Source organism: Desulfarculaceae bacterium (genome assembly GCA_020444545.1).
Classification (GTDB): Bacteria; Desulfobacterota; Desulfarculia; order Desulfarculales; family Desulfarculaceae; genus Desulfoferula.
Map to the genome: position 1 here is coordinate 511397 of JAHLKT010000002.1, position 13955 is coordinate 525351.

The 13955-nt window shown below is 66.8% G+C and carries 15 protein-coding genes, 1 tRNA gene and 1 pseudogene; 9 read left to right on the forward strand and 8 right to left on the reverse strand.

What is annotated here, in order from left to right:
• The first annotated feature begins 90 nt into the window (after window positions 1-90).
• From atpD to KQH53_06805, 9 genes are read left to right on the forward strand one after another with little or no spacing between them, the layout of a single operon-like run.
• Window positions 91-1482 carry a F0F1 ATP synthase subunit beta gene (gene atpD, locus KQH53_06765; protein ID MCB2226365.1) on the forward strand — a complete coding sequence of 464 codons (1392 nt, stop codon included), beginning with the start codon at window positions 91-93 and terminating at the stop codon, window positions 1480-1482.
• Window positions 1479-1868: a F0F1 ATP synthase subunit epsilon gene (locus KQH53_06770; protein ID MCB2226366.1), complete on the forward strand. Its 390-nt coding sequence runs from the start codon at window positions 1479-1481 to the stop codon at window positions 1866-1868. The genes atpD and KQH53_06770 overlap by 4 nt, the downstream gene beginning before the upstream one ends.
• Entirely contained in the window at window positions 1868-2164 is a 297-nt protein-coding gene (locus KQH53_06775; protein ID MCB2226367.1) for an AtpZ/AtpI family protein, read from the forward strand. The genes KQH53_06770 and KQH53_06775 overlap by 1 nt, the downstream gene beginning before the upstream one ends.
• Before the next feature lies 1 nt (window position 2165).
• Window positions 2166-2459 carry a hypothetical protein gene (locus tag KQH53_06780; GenBank protein ID MCB2226368.1) on the forward strand — a complete coding sequence of 98 codons (294 nt, stop codon included), beginning with the start codon at window positions 2166-2168 and terminating at the stop codon, window positions 2457-2459.
• Between the two features lie 17 nt (window positions 2460-2476).
• Entirely contained in the window at window positions 2477-3208 is a 732-nt protein-coding gene (locus KQH53_06785; protein ID MCB2226369.1) for a F0F1 ATP synthase subunit A, read from the forward strand.
• The gene (locus KQH53_06790; protein ID MCB2226370.1) at window positions 3201-3479 is read left to right on the forward strand and encodes a F0F1 ATP synthase subunit C; all 279 of its coding nucleotides are present in this window, start codon (window positions 3201-3203) and stop codon (window positions 3477-3479) included. Before KQH53_06785 ends, KQH53_06790 begins: the two co-directional genes overlap by 8 nt.
• A gap of 4 nt (window positions 3480-3483) precedes the next feature.
• Entirely contained in the window at window positions 3484-4302 is an 819-nt protein-coding gene (locus tag KQH53_06795) for a F0F1 ATP synthase subunit delta (protein MCB2226371.1), read from the forward strand.
• Window positions 4295-5872 (forward strand): alternate F1F0 ATPase, F1 subunit alpha, encoded by a 1578-nt coding sequence (locus KQH53_06800; protein ID MCB2226372.1) that lies wholly within the window; start codon window positions 4295-4297, stop codon window positions 5870-5872. The genes KQH53_06795 and KQH53_06800 overlap by 8 nt, the downstream gene beginning before the upstream one ends.
• Window positions 5873-5874: 2 nt before the next feature.
• Window positions 5875-6759 carry a F0F1 ATP synthase subunit gamma gene (locus tag KQH53_06805; GenBank protein MCB2226373.1) on the forward strand — a complete coding sequence of 295 codons (885 nt, stop codon included), beginning with the start codon at window positions 5875-5877 and terminating at the stop codon, window positions 6757-6759.
• 16 nt (window positions 6760-6775) lie between these two features.
• Here the strand turns inward: KQH53_06805 and KQH53_06810 are convergent, their stop codons facing one another.
• The 8 genes and pseudogenes from KQH53_06810 to gap form a co-directional block, all read right to left on the reverse strand.
• A complete protein-coding gene (locus tag KQH53_06810; GenBank protein ID MCB2226374.1) occupies window positions 6776-7519 on the reverse strand; it encodes an endonuclease/exonuclease/phosphatase family protein in 744 nt (247 codons plus the stop codon).
• Window positions 7516-9588: a VTT domain-containing protein gene (locus KQH53_06815; GenBank protein ID MCB2226375.1), complete on the reverse strand. Its 2073-nt coding sequence runs from the start codon at window positions 9586-9588 to the stop codon at window positions 7516-7518. The genes KQH53_06810 and KQH53_06815 overlap by 4 nt, the downstream gene beginning before the upstream one ends.
• Before the next feature lie 423 nt (window positions 9589-10011).
• Window positions 10012-10107: pseudogene (locus KQH53_06820) on the reverse strand (ATP-binding protein).
• Window positions 10108-10292: 185 nt separating this feature from the next.
• A tRNA-Leu gene (locus KQH53_06825) sits at window positions 10293-10378 on the reverse strand.
• 31 nt (window positions 10379-10409) lie between these two features.
• The gene (gene secG, locus KQH53_06830; GenBank protein ID MCB2226376.1) at window positions 10410-10760 is read right to left on the reverse strand and encodes a preprotein translocase subunit SecG; all 351 of its coding nucleotides are present in this window, start codon (window positions 10758-10760) and stop codon (window positions 10410-10412) included.
• A gap of 19 nt (window positions 10761-10779) precedes the next feature.
• The gene (gene tpiA, locus KQH53_06835) at window positions 10780-11532 is read right to left on the reverse strand and encodes a triose-phosphate isomerase (protein MCB2226377.1); all 753 of its coding nucleotides are present in this window, start codon (window positions 11530-11532) and stop codon (window positions 10780-10782) included.
• 19 nt (window positions 11533-11551) lie between these two features.
• On the reverse strand, window positions 11552-12763 hold the full coding sequence (locus tag KQH53_06840) for a phosphoglycerate kinase (GenBank protein MCB2226378.1): 1212 nt from the start codon (window positions 12761-12763) through the stop codon (window positions 11552-11554).
• 106 nt (window positions 12764-12869) lie between these two features.
• Window positions 12870-13877 (reverse strand): type I glyceraldehyde-3-phosphate dehydrogenase, encoded by a 1008-nt coding sequence (gene gap, locus KQH53_06845; protein ID MCB2226379.1) that lies wholly within the window; start codon window positions 13875-13877, stop codon window positions 12870-12872.
• Between the last annotated feature and the right edge of the window lie 78 nt (window positions 13878-13955).

Sequence of the window (13955 nt, forward strand, 5' to 3'; positions counted from 1 at the left end):
TAAATAGAACCCGTCATCCCGCCGGTTTTGAGTCGCCCCGCCGTTTCCTGCTAAGATTTAAAAACAACCATTTTTTTGCAGAGGTACCACTTGCGAGCTTCGGCAGCGGCGGAAAAAGAGATCAGTGGGGTGGTGGACTCGGTGCGCGGCAGCGTGGTGGACGGTGTTTTCCAGCACGGCCTGCCGCCCCTATTGGAGGTGCTGGAGGCCGGACCGGACCGGGGGATCGTTATCGAGGTGGTGCGCCATCTGGACGAGCACCGGGTGCGCGGGGTGGCCCTCACCTCCACCCAGGGCCTGGCCGAGGGCTCGCCCCTGTGGGCCACCGGGCGGCCCCTCATGGTGCCGGTGGGCCGCCGGGTGCTGGGGCGCATGTTCAACGTCTTCGGCCGGGCCATCGACCTGGGCCCGGAGGTGAGCGGCGGGCAGTGGCGCTCCATCCACCAGGAGCCGGTGCCCCTGGACCGCCAGGCCACGGGCAGCCAAATCTTCGAAACCGGCATCAAGGCCATCGACGTGCTCAGCCCCCTGGAGCAGGGGGGCAAGGCCGGGCTGTTCGGCGGGGCCGGGGTGGGCAAGACCGTCTTGATCATGGAGCTGATCCAGAACATGGTCTCCGGCTACCAGGGGGTGAGCCTCTTTTGCGGCATCGGCGAGCGCTGCCGCGAGGGCGAGGAGCTCTACCGGGAGATGAAGGAGTCCGGGGTCCTGGACAACACGGTGATGGTCTTCGGGCAGATGAACGAGCCGCCCGGGGCCCGCTTCCGGGTGGGCCACGCCGCCCTGACCATGGCCGAGCACTTCCGCGACCAGGAGCACACCGACGTGCTGCTGCTGGTGGACAACATCTTCCGCTTCATTCAGGCGGGCATGGAGGTCAGCGGGCTCATGGGCCAGCTGCCCTCGCGCCTGGGCTATCAGCCCACCCTGGCCAGCGAGCTGGCCGCCCTGGAGGAGCGCATCACCAACACCGCCACCGGGGCCATCACCAGCGTGCAGGCGGTGTACGTGCCGGCCGACGATTTCACCGACCCCGCCGCGGTGCACACCTTCGGCCACCTCTCGGCCAGCATCGTGCTCAGTCGCAAGCGGGCCAGCGAGGGGCTCTACCCAGCTATCGATCCCTTGCAGTCGGCCAGCAGCATGCTGGTGCCCCACGTGGTGGGGGCCGAGCACTTTCGGGTAGCCCAGGAGATACGGACCACCCTGGCCAACTACGAGGAGCTCAAGGACATCATCGCCATGCTGGGCCTGGAGGAGCTCTCCCAGGAAGACCGGCGGGTGGTGCGCCGGGCGCGCCGTTTGGAGCGCTTCCTCACCCAGCCCTTCGCGGTCACCGGCCAGTTCACCGGCAAGGAGGGCAAGCGGGTCGGCCTGGAGCAGGCCCTGGAGGGCTGCCGCCGCATCCTGGAGGGCGAGTTCGACGACCACCCCGAGCGCGCCCTGTACATGATCGGCTCCATCGACGAGGCCCGCCAATGAAGCTCAAGGTGCTCCTGCCGGATCAGGTGCTGGTGGACGAGGAGGCGGCCAAGGTGGTGGCCGAGGCCGAGAATGGCTCCTTTTGCCTCTTGCCCCGCCACGTGGATTTCGTGGCCGCCCTGGCCCCGGGCATCCTCAGCTTCGTGGACCAGAACAGCCGCGAGGTGTTCCTGGCCCTGGACGAGGGGGTATTGGTCAAGCAGGGGGCCGAGGTCCTGGTCTCCACCCGGCGCGGTGTGCGCGGCGAGCAGCTGGGCGTGCTGCGTGATTTGGTGGAGAGCCAGTTCCGTGAGCTGGACCAACAGGAGGTCAAGGCGCGCACGGCCATGGCCAAGATCGAGGCCGGCTTCGTGCGCCGCTTCCTGGAATTGCAGGAGATGAACTGATGCCCGCGCCTCCGCCCAAGAAGGGGCCGAGCTTCGACCGCGAGGTGGGCCTCAAGGAAAAGCGCAAGATCAAGGCGCGGGCCGAGAACCGCTCGGTGTGGTTCGGCCTGGGCATGTTCGGGATGGTGGGCTGGTCGGTGGCCATCCCCACCGTGGCCGCCATCGCCCTGGGGGTGTGGCTGGACAAGAGCTATCCCGGCCCGCCCTCCTGGACCCTGACCCTTTTGGTGGTCGGGGTGGCGCTGGGCTGCCTCAACGCCTGGTTCTGGATCAAGCGGGAAAGCAAAGAGGACTGAGATGTTTTTACAAGGCTTGCAACCCATAACCCTGGCCCTGGCTTTTGTGGCCGGGCTGGCGGTGGGCTGGTTCTTCTTCTACGGCCTGTGGTGGACGGTGCGCCGCCTGCCCGCCTCCCGGCATCCCGCCCTGCTCACCCTGGGCAGCCTGGGGCTGCGCATGGGGGTGAGCCTGGCGGTGCTCTACGGGGTCATGGCCGGGGACTGGCGCCGCCTTGCCGTGGCCGTGGCGGGCGTCGTGGCCATGCGCCTGATCCTGGTGCGCCGACTGCGCCCGGCCGGGGAGAGCGCCTGATGGAATCGTTGGACCTGATGGGCATCAAGGACATCAGCCCCGACGTGTTGGTGTTCTGGTCCTGGCACTGGGCCAAACTCAACGCCACCATCGTCTACACCTGGATCACCATGTTCCTGCTGACCCTGGGCTCCTGGCTGGCCACCCGCAACCTGCAAGCCAGGCGCGAGCTCTCCCGCTGGCAGAACTTCCTGGAGGTGATCGTCACTGCGATGCGGGACCAGATTCGGGAGATCGCCCAGCGCGACGCCACCCCCTTTCTGCCCTTCGTGGGCACCTTGTTTTTGTTCATCGCCCTTAGCAACCTTCTGGCCATCATTCCCGGCTGGGTGCCGCCCACCGCCTCGCTCTCCACCACTGCGGCCCTGGCCCTGGTGGTCTTGATCGGGGTGCCCATCTACGGCATCCAGAGTCGAGGCTTTGCCAGCTACCTCAAGCAGTATGTGCAGCCCTCGCCCATCATGCTGCCCATGAACATCCTGGGCGAGCTGAGCCGCACCCTGGCCCTGGCGGTCAGGCTCTTCGGCAACATCATGAGCGGCACCAAGATCGCGGCCATCCTCCTGGCCATCACCCCCATACTTTTCCCGGTGGTCATGCAGGCCCTTGGCCTTCTCACCGGCATGATCCAGGCCTATATCTTCGCGGTGCTGGCCATGGTCTACATCGCTTCGGCCGCCCGTATCCAGGACCAGCGCGAACAAAAGGCCCGCGAAGCGGCCTTGGCGAAAGGAGACGACCATGGATAACTTGGGCCTCATCGGCATGATCTCGGTGGCCACGGCGGGCATCACCATCGGCTTGGGCGCCATCGGCCCGGCCCTGGGCGAGGGGCGCGCCGTGGCCCAGGCCCTGGCGGCCATGGCCCAGCAGCCCGACGAATCCAACACCATCACCCGCACCCTGTTCGTGGGCCTGGCCATGATCGAGTCCACGGCCATCTACTGCTTCGTGGTCTCCATGATCCTCCTGTTCGCCAACCCCTTCTGGGACTACGTGGTTTCCAAGGCGGGGAGCTAGCCCAGTGCTACTTGATTGGTTCACCGTGGCGGCCCAGGTCGTCAACTTCCTTATCCTGGTGTGGTTGTTGAAGCACTTCCTCTACGACCGCATCATCAAGGCCATCGACCAGCGGGAGGCGGCCATCGCCGAGCGTTTCGCCCAGGCCGAAACCCGCGAGGAAAAAGCCGCCCAAGAGGAAAAGGAGCTGGCCCGGCGCCGCCTGGAGCTGGAGGAGGAAAGCGGAGCCATGCTCGCCGAGGCCAAGGAGCAGGCCGAAACGCGCCGCCGCGAGCTGGTGAGCCAGGCCAAGCAGGAGGTGGAGGGCCAGCGCAACAACTGGCGCGAAGCCCTGGCCCGCGACCGGCAGGCCCTGGCCGGAGACCTGGCCCGCCTGGCGGCCCAGGGCGCGGCGGGCATGGCCCGGAGGGCCCTGACCGATCTGGCCGGGGCCGAGGTGGACCGGCTCTCCCTGGAGGTGTTCCTGGCCAAGCTGAAGGCCCTGGAGGGCCAGGAGCGCGGGGAGCTGGCCGAGACGCTGGGGGAGGCCGGGAGCCTCAAGGTGCGCGCCGCCTTCGAGCTGGACGACGAGCAGCGCGGGCGCATCGCCCAGGCCTTGGCCGGGCTCATGGGTCGCGAGCCGGAGCTGGAGTTCAGCCAAGACCCGGAGCTGATCCTGGGCCTGGAGATACGCCTGCCCGGCCGCAAGCTGGCCTGGAGCCTGGACGAGTATCTGAGCGAAATGGAACAGAGCCTGGTGGAGCGCCTGGCCCAGGCCCTCAACAGCGGGGCCCAGCGCGAGGCTGAAGCAGCTCCGGCTCAGGAGGAAGCCTCCGATGCCTGAGCGGCCCGAGGAGCTTAGCCGCGCGCTGGAGGCCCTGGAAGGGGCCTTGAGCCAGGCGGCCGACGCACCGGAGCCCCGCCCCCGTTTGCAGGAAGTGGGCGAAGTGCTTAGCGTGGGGCCCGGCGTAGTGCGGGTGGGCGGCCTGCGCGGAGTGAAGAGCGAGGAGATTCTCCTGCTCGAGGGCGGGGTGGAGGGCATGGCCTTCAACCTGGACCGCCGCGAGGTGGGGGTGATTCTCCTGGACCACGGCGAAGGCCTCAGCGCGGGCGGCGAGGTGCGCCGCAGCGGCCGGGTGCTGGACACCCCGGTGGGCGAGGGCCTGCTGGGCCGGGTGGTGGACACCCGGGCCCGTCCCCTGGACAACCTGGGCCCTGTGGACTCCTCGGACACCCTGCCCGTGGAGCGCCCCGCCCCGGAGATCATGCAGCGGGCCCCGGTAACGGTGCCCCTGCAAACCGGGCTCAAGGTGGTGGACGCTATGATCCCCATCGGCCGGGGCCAGCGTGAGCTGATCCTGGGCGACCGCCAGACCGGCAAGACCGCTCTGGCCCTGGACACCATCCTCAACCAGCGCGGCAAGGGGGTGGTGTGCATCTACTGCGCGGTGGGTAAGCGCTCCTCGGCGGTGGCCCATGTGGTTCAGAGCCTGCGCGAGGCCGGGGCCCTTGAGTACTCCCTGGTCATGGTGGCCACCGAGGAGGACCCGCCGGGCCTGCAGTTCTTCGCGCCCTACGCCGCCACCACCATCGGCGAGTGGTTCATGGCCCAGGGCCGCGACGTGCTGGTGGTCTACGACGACCTCACCCGCCACGCCCGGGCCTACCGCGAGCTTTCCCTCTTGCTCCGGCGGCCGCCGGGGCGCGAGGCCTTTCCCGGCGACATCTTCTACGTGCATTCGCGTCTGCTGGAGCGCTCCACCCACCTGCGCGAGGAGCACGGCGGCGGCTCGCTCACCGCCCTGCCCATCATCGAGACCGAGGCCCAGAACCTCTCGGCCTACATCCCCACCAACCTCATCTCCATCACCGACGGCCAGGTGTACCTGAACCCCGAGCTGTTTCGGAAGGGCATCCTGCCCGCAGTGGACGTGGGCAAGAGCGTGAGCCGGGTGGGGGGCAAGACCCAGCTTCCGGCCTATCACCGGGTGGCCGGCGACCTCAGGCTCTCTTACACCCAGTTCGAGGAGTTGGAGTCCTTTGCCCGCTTCGGCAGCCGTCTGGACGAGGACACCCGCAAGAACCTGGAGCGGGGCCGCCGGGTGCGCGAGGTGCTCAAGCAGCCGCAATACCAGCCCATGCCCGTGGCCGAGCAGATCGCGGTGCTTGTGGCGGTGAATCAGGGGCTGTTCGACGGCCTGGAGCTGGACCGGGTGGCCGAGGCGGAAGAGGAAGTGCGCCGGGTGATGCGCGGCCCCCTGGCTGAGCTGGCCGAGGCCGTTGCCCAGGGCAACCAACTCAGCGACGAGGACCTGGAACTGATCGCCCAGGCCGCCCGGCAAGCCCTGGACATGAAGCCCGGCGAGGCCCCGCCGGAGGCCGCCGATGAGCCGCAAGCCGGGGACGAGGCCTAGCCATGGAGACGGTGGAAGGCCTCAAGCGCAAGCTGGGCAGCACCGAGGATTTACAGTCCGTGGTCAAGACCATGAAGGCCATGGCTGCGGTGAACATCCGCCAGTATGAGAAGGCGGTGCGCTCCCTGGCCGATTACGCCCGCACTGTGGAGCTGGGCCTGGCCGTGGTGCTGGGGGCCGGGGGACGCCCCCCCCGGGCCCGGCGCACCGCCCACGGCAACCTGGGGGTGATCGTCTTCGGCTCGGACCAGGGCATGGCCGGGTCGTTCAATGAGCAGGTGTCCTCCCTGGCCTTCGACGAGTTGCGCGCCGCCGGGGTGAAGCTCGGCGGGCTGCCCATGGTGGGAGTGGGCCAGCGGGTGCTGGGCCCCTGGGAGGACGCCGGCGGCGAGGTGGAGAGCTACCTCCAGGTGCCCGGCTCCATCGCGGGCATCACCCCCCTGGTGCACCAGCTATTTTTCCTAATCCAGATTTGGGGCGAGCAGCGGGGCATCGACCGGGTGTGGCTCTTCTACAACCGCCAGCTCGGCGGCGCGGCATACAAGCCCATCAAGCGCGAGCTCCTGCCCCTGGACCGCGACTGGCTGGACCGGCTGCAGCGAGAGCCCTGGGAGGGGCCCAGCTTGCCCGCCTTCACCATGGACCCCCAGGCCCTTTTCTCGGCCTTCCTCAGGCAATACCTGTTCATCGGGCTGTTCCAGGCCCTGGCCGAGAGCGCGGCCAGCGAAAACGCCTCGCGCCTGGCGGCCATGCAGGGCGCGGAAAAGAGCATCGGCGAGCGCCTGGACGAGCTCACCAAGTACTACTTCCAGCGCCGCCAGTCGGCCATCACCGAGGAGCTTCTGGACATCGTCTCTGGCTACGAGGCCTTCAGCCAGCAATCTTAGTAAAACGAGGCCCCGCTCAGGCGGGGGGATGAAAGCCGGCCACCAGGGGCAGGTGGTCCGAGGCGGCCCGGACCAAGGCGGGCTCGCCGCCCAGTTGATACTCGGCTTGCCAGGAGGCGGGGCGGTGCCAGATGCGGTCAAGGGGCAACAGCGGCGCGCGGGAGGGGAAGGTGGCCAGGCGGGGGCCGGGCTGGAAGGAGCGGCGCATGTTGCGCAGCAGGGCGGCCCAGGGGCGCCACTCGTTGAAGTCGCCCACCAAGATGTCCAGGTCGCCGCGCGGCGGTCCCATTTTCTCTAGCAGGCGGGTCATCTGGCGCTCCCGCTCCCCGGCGCGCAGGCCCAGATGGGTGGCCACCAGGCGCACTAGCTTGCCGCCGCGTTCCAGCAGCACCTCCAGGGCTCCCCGGGGCTCGCGACCGGGCTGGGAGAGGTCCCAGCGGCGCACCCCCCGCACCGGCAGGCGGGTGAGCACCGCGTTGCCGTAGTCGCCCCGCCCGTCTTCAAGGGTTGGCCCGGCTACGACCCGGTAGCCGGTGCGCCCGGCCAGGTCCTGAGCAAAGGTGGCGCAGCCTCCCCCCAGCGCGGGGCAGACCTCCTGCAGGGCGATCACCTGGGCCCCCAGGCTGTCGATTACCGCCAGGCTGCGCTCCAGGTCCTGGCGGCGATCGGAGCCCACCCAGCGGTGCACGTTCCAGGTGGCCGCCCGCAGCAGGGGGCGGCCCCGGCCGCCGGATGCGGCTGCCGCGAATCGTCCGATCAAGCCTCGTCCTTTTCTTCCGCCGTCAGACGGCGCTTGGACCAGGCGGCCAGCAGGAACAGCGCGGCGGCGGCGGCCACCACGGCGGCGATCTGCCAGGGGCCGGGGTCCTGTATGGCGCTTTTCACCCTGCCAGCGAAGGTGGTGAACAGGACCACCCCGGGCAGCAGGCCCAAAGCGGTGCCCAGGGCGAAGTCGCGGAAGCTGATGTGCGAGGCCCCGGCCACCAGGTTGACCACCGTGAAGGGGGCCACCGGCAGGTTGCGCATGATGGCTACGTTGATGATGCCGTGTTCGGCCAGCCGGCGGCTCAGTTCGTTGAGGCCGTCGCCGGCCAGCCGCTCCACCGCCTCGCGCCCCAGCAGGCGGCCGATCCAATAGAAGGCCACCGCGCTTAGCAGGCAGCCGCCTAGGGCATAGAGCGGGCTGAGCCAGGGGCTGAAGACCAGGCCGGTGGCCAGCATGAGCAGAGTCACCGGCAGCATCACCGCCCCGCCCAGTAAAAAGGCCCCCAGCACCAAAAGCACCCCGGTGGCGCCGTGACTGAACCGGTAGGCCCAGGAGGCCAGGGCCGAGGCGTCGAGCACCCCGGACAGGGGGCCCCAGCGCCAAGCCACGGCCAGGCCTCCCAGTACCAGCAGGAGAATCAGCAGGCCGACCAGCTTGCCTTTGGAGGCCAGGCGGGTCTCGTCGGGCAAGAACTTCTTGGCCAGGCTCTTGGCCTCGATGGGCTTTTCCGGGTCCAGGAGGTCCCTGTCCATCAGCTCGGGGTCCAGCCACTCGGGCGGATGCTCGTCCAGCTCCCGCAGGCTGCGCCCCGGGCCACGCAGGGATTCCACCGCCGCTATCAAGGAGCCCTTTTCCCGCACCGCCACGCCCACGTCCTCGGGGGCCACGTCCAGGTGCTCGCCCAACAGGCGGTCTCGGAGGGCGGCAATACCCGAGGCCGTCTTTGGGTCGCCGGCCTCGATCGCCAGGTCGCACTCGGTGTCCAGGCCCATGGAGCGGTTGGAGGCGTTGGCCGAGCCCACCTTCAAAAGCTGATGGTCCACGATCAGCACCTTGGAATGCACATTGACGAACTCTCCCTCGCCCAGTCCGGGGACGTGGGGATAGTAGACTTTCAGGCGACCATGCTGGTCCGCCTCGCGCAGTCTTCTCAGCAGGCGGATGCGCAGGGCGTGCATGGTGCTTTCCTCCAGCCAGCCCACCGCCCGCCGGGGGAGGATCAATATCACCTCGGGCCCCTCGGCCTCGCGCAGACGCTCGGCCAGGCCCTGGCCTATTTTCCAGGAGGTGAGGTACTGGTTCTCGAGGAATATGAAGTGCTGGGCCGAGGCGATGGCGTCGAGATGAAGCCGCTCCACTTCGCGGATTTCAGGCTCGCCGTCATAGGCCGGCAGGGTCCGCGCCAGGGCTACCTCGATATCGTGAAAAGCGGGCGCGACCTCCCCGGGCCAAGGGTCGGCCCCGGCTTCGGGCGGCGCGGAGAGTTCCTCGCCCTGCGATCTTTGCCAGCGCCAGCGGAAGAGCTCACCTAGGCAGGCGGCCGCCGGGCCCTGCACCATGGCCTGCACGTCGTGGAAGGGGCCATAGTTTTTCCCCCTGGAATTGATCCGCCTCGTGTCCTCGGGAGAGTGCTCGTGAGTGTCCCAGCGGTTGCGGGCCAGATCGAATCCGCCCAGCAGGGCCAGCTCGTCGTCGACCACGATCACCTTTTGGTGGTGCGAGGCTCCCAAAGGGTGCTTGCCGTCCATGGCGAACCTCACCCCGCCGTCGGTGCGCCAGCCTAGATGGAAGATTGGTAGGAACTCACGCTCCAGGGCGTAGATCATGGCGAAGTCCCAGTTGAGGATGTAAACCCGCAACTGGGGACGTTTCTCGCTCAACCGGCTGAGGAACTCGCCCAAATAAAGGGGAGGCTCGTCGTGGCCCCGGTTTAGATGCAGCTTGCTGTCGATGTCCCAACTGAGGACGTAAAGGCTATGCTGGGCTTGTTGTGCCACCTGAACAAGGGCGTCAAAAAACTCCTCACCGTCCACCAACACGGCCAGGCGTTGGGCGCGTGCCAAGCGCCAAGCATTGCGGCCGGATTGCAGGATAGGGCCGCCTTCGGACCGGCCGTGGCGCTTGGCGCTTTCCCGCGGCGTCAAGGAGGAAGAATCTCGCTGGAACGTATCGTTGTCCATGAGGAAGCGCGGTTCAGTGCCTGCGGGCGGCGTTGGACAGTGATTCTAACATCTTAATAATAGCCTAAACCAATAGAGGTTGTCTCGCCAGTCCACATCTAACGAAGCCCCGTACACCCCACCATCATCATTAGGCAGATGACTTCTGGCCGATGCCAGGTCTTATTTGTATCCCGAATCATGAGCAATAGGTACTTACTGTCAATCGGCATTGAAAATTGATCCAGGATAGGCGTCGAATGCTGACCCACCTCCGTACGCAATGGTTTGGCCTCCTTTGGGGGCTTTGGTGTTTGAGGTTCTAAGTCAGTACCTGCTCTTGAACCTACGGCTTTCGTAGCCGTTTTCGATGATGCCGCAGTGGTGGGTCAGGCGATCCAAGAGTGCGGTGGTCATCTTGGCGCTGTGGAGGATGCCTGGCTGAGGACGGGTCAATTTTGGACGCCAATTACTGCCAAAACTGGGTCATTTTTGCATGCCGATTCACAGCCATCACCTGCGTCTGACAGAATTCAGGATGCCAGACGGCTGCCAGACGCAAAACGGGCACTTGCAACATGCAAGTGCCCGTTTTATGGTTCTATGTGTGGTGCCGTCGGCCGGATTTGAACCGGCACGGGTCGCCCCACCGCCCCCTCAAGACGGCGTGTCTACCAAATTCCACCACGACGGCACTTGGAAAATCATCGTATGCCCCGCTAGCCTTACTTGGTGGCCGGAGCCGGGGTCTTGGGGGCTGGGGCCGGAGCAGCCGGAGCGGCCTGCTTGGCCGGAGCGGCCATGGGGGCCGCGGCCTTGCCCGTGCCCTCCATGACGGAAGAGGGCGCGCCCTGATGGCCTAGGATGGCCAGGCCCAGGGAGGTGAGCATGAACACGATGGCCACCACGGTGGTCAGTTTGCTCAGGAAAGTGGCCGCGCCGGCGCTGCCGAAGACGGTCTGGGAAGACCCGCCGAAAGCCGCGCCGATGGAGGCGCCCTTGCCGGTCTGCAAGAGGACCACCAGGACCAGGGTTACGCTGGACAGGAGATGAATGATCAGGGTAATGGTGTCCATGAACTCGAGTTTCTTCCAGTTAGGCCGCCTGGATAATCCCCAGAAAGCTTTCGGCGGACAAGGAGGCCCCGCCTACCAGGGCTCCGTCCACCTCGGGTTGATTCAACAAGCCGGCCGCGTTGGACGACTTGACACTACCTCCATACAGGATTCTGGTGGAGTTCGCAACGTCTTTGTTAAATCGGGCCCCTAGCCATGCCCGAATATAGGCGTGCGCCTCGTTGGCCTGCTCGTTGGAGGCGGTCAAACCGGTGCCGATGGCCCACACCGGCTCATAGGCGATAGTGATCTTGTTGGCGTGTCCCGGCATGAACCCGGCCAGGGCCCCGGCCAGTTGGCTCTCCAAAACGCCTTCGGTCTGGCCGCTCTCGCGCTCGGCCTGGGTCTCGCCCACGCAGAGGATGGGCAACAGCCCGGCCCGCAGCGCGGCCTCCATGCGCAGGCGGCAGGTGCGCTCGGTCTCGCCGAAGTACTGTCGCCGCTCGCTGTGGCCCACCAGCACGTAGCGCGCCCCGGCCGCTTTGAGGAAAGGCCCGCTTACCTCGCCGGTGTAGGCGCCCTCGTCCTCCCAGAAGAGGTTCTGGCCGCCCACCAGCACCGGGCTGGAGCTCAGACTCAGCGCCACGGGCTCCAGGGCCAAAAAGCCCGGGATCACCAGCACATCCAGGTCGTCGCGCACCAGGCCGGAGGCGATATCCCCGGCCAGGGTAACCGCCTCTTCCACGGTCTTGTTGAGCTTCCAGTTGCCGGCAATGAGCAGTCTGCGCGCCATTAGGTCCTTCTCCCTGTGTCTAGTGGGCCGAGCCGCCGTTTTCCAGGCCGGTGTAGCCGCCCAGGGCCTCCACCGCGGGCAACACCTCGCCGGTGAGGAGCGCCAGGAAGGCGCCGCCGCCGGTGGAGATGTAGCTGATGTTCTCGATCTCCCCGGCGTTACTCACCGCCACGTCGGTGTCGCCGCCGCCGATGATGGTCATGGCGTAGGTCTGGGCCACTGTGGAGACCATGTTGTAGGTGCCGCGCGAGAAGGCGTCCATCTCAAAGGCGCCCATGGGCCCGTTCCAGATGATGGTCTTGCAGTCGCGCAAGGCCTCGCGGTAGAGCAGGCTGGTGGCCGGCCCTATGTCCATGATCATCCATTCCTTGGGCACGTCCAACACGGTGACCAGCTTGGTCTCGGCGTGGCGGTCGAAGCGGTCGGCCACCACGCAGTCCACCGGGATGTAAACCTTCACCCCGGCGGCCTTGGCGTTTTTTAAGAGCACGTTGGCCACGGGCACCAGCTCGGGCTCGTGCAGGCTCTTGCCCACGTCGATGCCCACGCTCATCAGGAAGGTGTTGGCCATGGCCCCGCCGATGACGATCTTGTCCGCGTGCTCCAGGAGGTTCTCCAGGGCCGGGAGCTTGGTCATGGCCTTGGCCCCGCCCAGGACCGCCGCCAGGGGCCGGGCCGGGTCCAGCATGGCCCGCCGGAAGTAGTCCAGCTCCTTCTTCATGGTGAAGCCGGCCACGCTGATGGGGGCGTAGTTCACCACGGCTACCACCGAGGCGTTCTCGCGGTGAGCCACCGCAAAGGCGTCATCCACGTACACGTCGCAGAGCTTGCCCAGGGCCTGGCCGAACTCGGGTTCGTTGTCGGTCTCGCCCTTGTGGAAGCGCAGGTTCTCCAGCATCACCACCTGGCCGGGCTTCATCTGCTCGATGAGCTTCTCCACCTCGGGGCCCACGCAGTCCGGGGCCATGGTGACCTCTTTTTTGAGCAAACGGCCCAGGCGGCGGGCCACCGGAGCCATGGAGAACTCCTCGGCAGGCTTACCCTTGGGACGGCCCATGTGGCTGGCCACGATGACCTTGGCGTCCTCGTCCAGGGCGTAGTTGATGGTGGGCAAGGCGGCCCGGATGCGGTTGTCGTCGGTTATGTTGCCTTCCGCGTCCAAAGGCACGTTGAAGTCAACCCGGATCAGCACCCGTTTGCCGGCGAGATCGACCTGATTTATGTATTGCAACTGACTACCCTTCTCCCAAGGGGAACGCGGCGGCGCGGGGGCCCCTCAACCCCCTCGCCGCCCGTTATTGGCTCTCCCTGGCCGGCGGAATCATGCCCGGGCCGGCCTACATGCTCCTGGCGACCAGGGCCGCCAGATCCACCAGACGGGCGGCGTACCCCATCTCGTTGTCGTACCAGGCCAGCACCTTGACCATGCGTCCGCCGATGACCTGGGTCAGGGGGGCGTCCACCACCGAAGAGTAGGGGCTGCCCGTGTAATCTATGGAAACCAAAGGTATTTCCGTTACCATCAGGACGCCCTTCATGGGGCCGTCCGCTGCCTCCTTGAGCGCGTCGTTCACCTCGGCCACGGTCACGTCCTTGGCCAGGCGGCAGGTCAGGTCCACCAGGGACACGTCCGGGGTGGGCACCCGGATGGCGAAGCCGTCCAGCTTGCCTTCCATCTCGGGCAGCACCAAGGTAACCGCCTTGGCCGCGCCGGTGGTGGTGGGGATCATGCTCAGGGCCGCGGCCCGCGCCCGCCGGATGTCCTTGGAGCTGCCGTCCAAAATGCGCTGGCTCATGGTGTAGGCGTGGGTGGTGGTCAGCAGGCCGTGCTCGATGCCGAAGCTGTCGTTCAAGACCTTGACCACCGGGGCCAGGCAGTTGGTGGTGCAGGAGGCGTTGGAGACGATCTGGTGCTTGGCCGGGTCGTACTGGTGGTCGTTGACCCCCATGACCACGGTCAGGTCCGGGTCCTTGCCCGGCGCGCCCATGACCACCCGCTCGGCCCCGGCCTCCAAATGGCCGCCGCACTCTTCCTTGGTTTTGAACTTGCCGGTGGTCTCCAGCACCAGGTCCGCCTCCTTGGGGCCCCAGTAGCACTGGTGGGGAACGTCCCGGCGGGTAATGGCCACCCGGTTGCCGTTGATGATCAGGTCGTCGCCCTCGTAGCTCACCTCGGCGTCATAGGTGCGGTGCACGGAGTCGTATTTGAGCAGGTGGGCCAGCTGAGCCGTATCGGCCCGGGCGTTAATGGCCACCAGCTTCAGTTCGGGATGACCCTTGCCCAGGATGCGGGTGGCCAGCCTTCCGATGCGTCCAAAGCCGTTAATGCCGACAGTCACTGCCATGGCGGGTAAACCTCCTTGGAGAGGTGATGCAAATTAGATTGCGGGAACGTTGTACAGGGACAAGGGCGCCCACCCGGC

Bases quoted from the DNA above. Each gene is read 5' to 3' on its own strand.
- tpiA (MCB2226377.1), bottom strand. From the start codon at position 11,532: ATGGCGCGCAGACTGCTCATTGCCGGCAACTGGAAGCTCAACAAGACC.
- KQH53_06785 (MCB2226369.1), top strand. From the start codon at position 2,477: ATGGGCATCAAGGACATCAGCCCCGACGTGTTGGTGTTCTGGTCCTGG.
- KQH53_06790 (MCB2226370.1), top strand. From the start codon at position 3,201: ATGGATAACTTGGGCCTCATCGGCATGATCTCGGTGGCCACGGCGGGC.
- KQH53_06770 (MCB2226366.1), top strand. From the start codon at position 1,479: ATGAAGCTCAAGGTGCTCCTGCCGGATCAGGTGCTGGTGGACGAGGAG.
- secG (MCB2226376.1), bottom strand. From the start codon at position 10,760: ATGGACACCATTACCCTGATCATTCATCTCCTGTCCAGCGTAACCCTG.
- KQH53_06800 (MCB2226372.1), top strand. From the start codon at position 4,295: ATGCCTGAGCGGCCCGAGGAGCTTAGCCGCGCGCTGGAGGCCCTGGAA.
- KQH53_06775 (MCB2226367.1), top strand. From the start codon at position 1,868: ATGCCCGCGCCTCCGCCCAAGAAGGGGCCGAGCTTCGACCGCGAGGTG.
- gap (MCB2226379.1), bottom strand. From the start codon at position 13,877: ATGGCAGTGACTGTCGGCATTAACGGCTTTGGACGCATCGGAAGGCTG.
- KQH53_06780 (MCB2226368.1), top strand. From the start codon at position 2,166: ATGTTTTTACAAGGCTTGCAACCCATAACCCTGGCCCTGGCTTTTGTG.
- KQH53_06805 (MCB2226373.1), top strand. From the start codon at position 5,875: ATGGAGACGGTGGAAGGCCTCAAGCGCAAGCTGGGCAGCACCGAGGAT.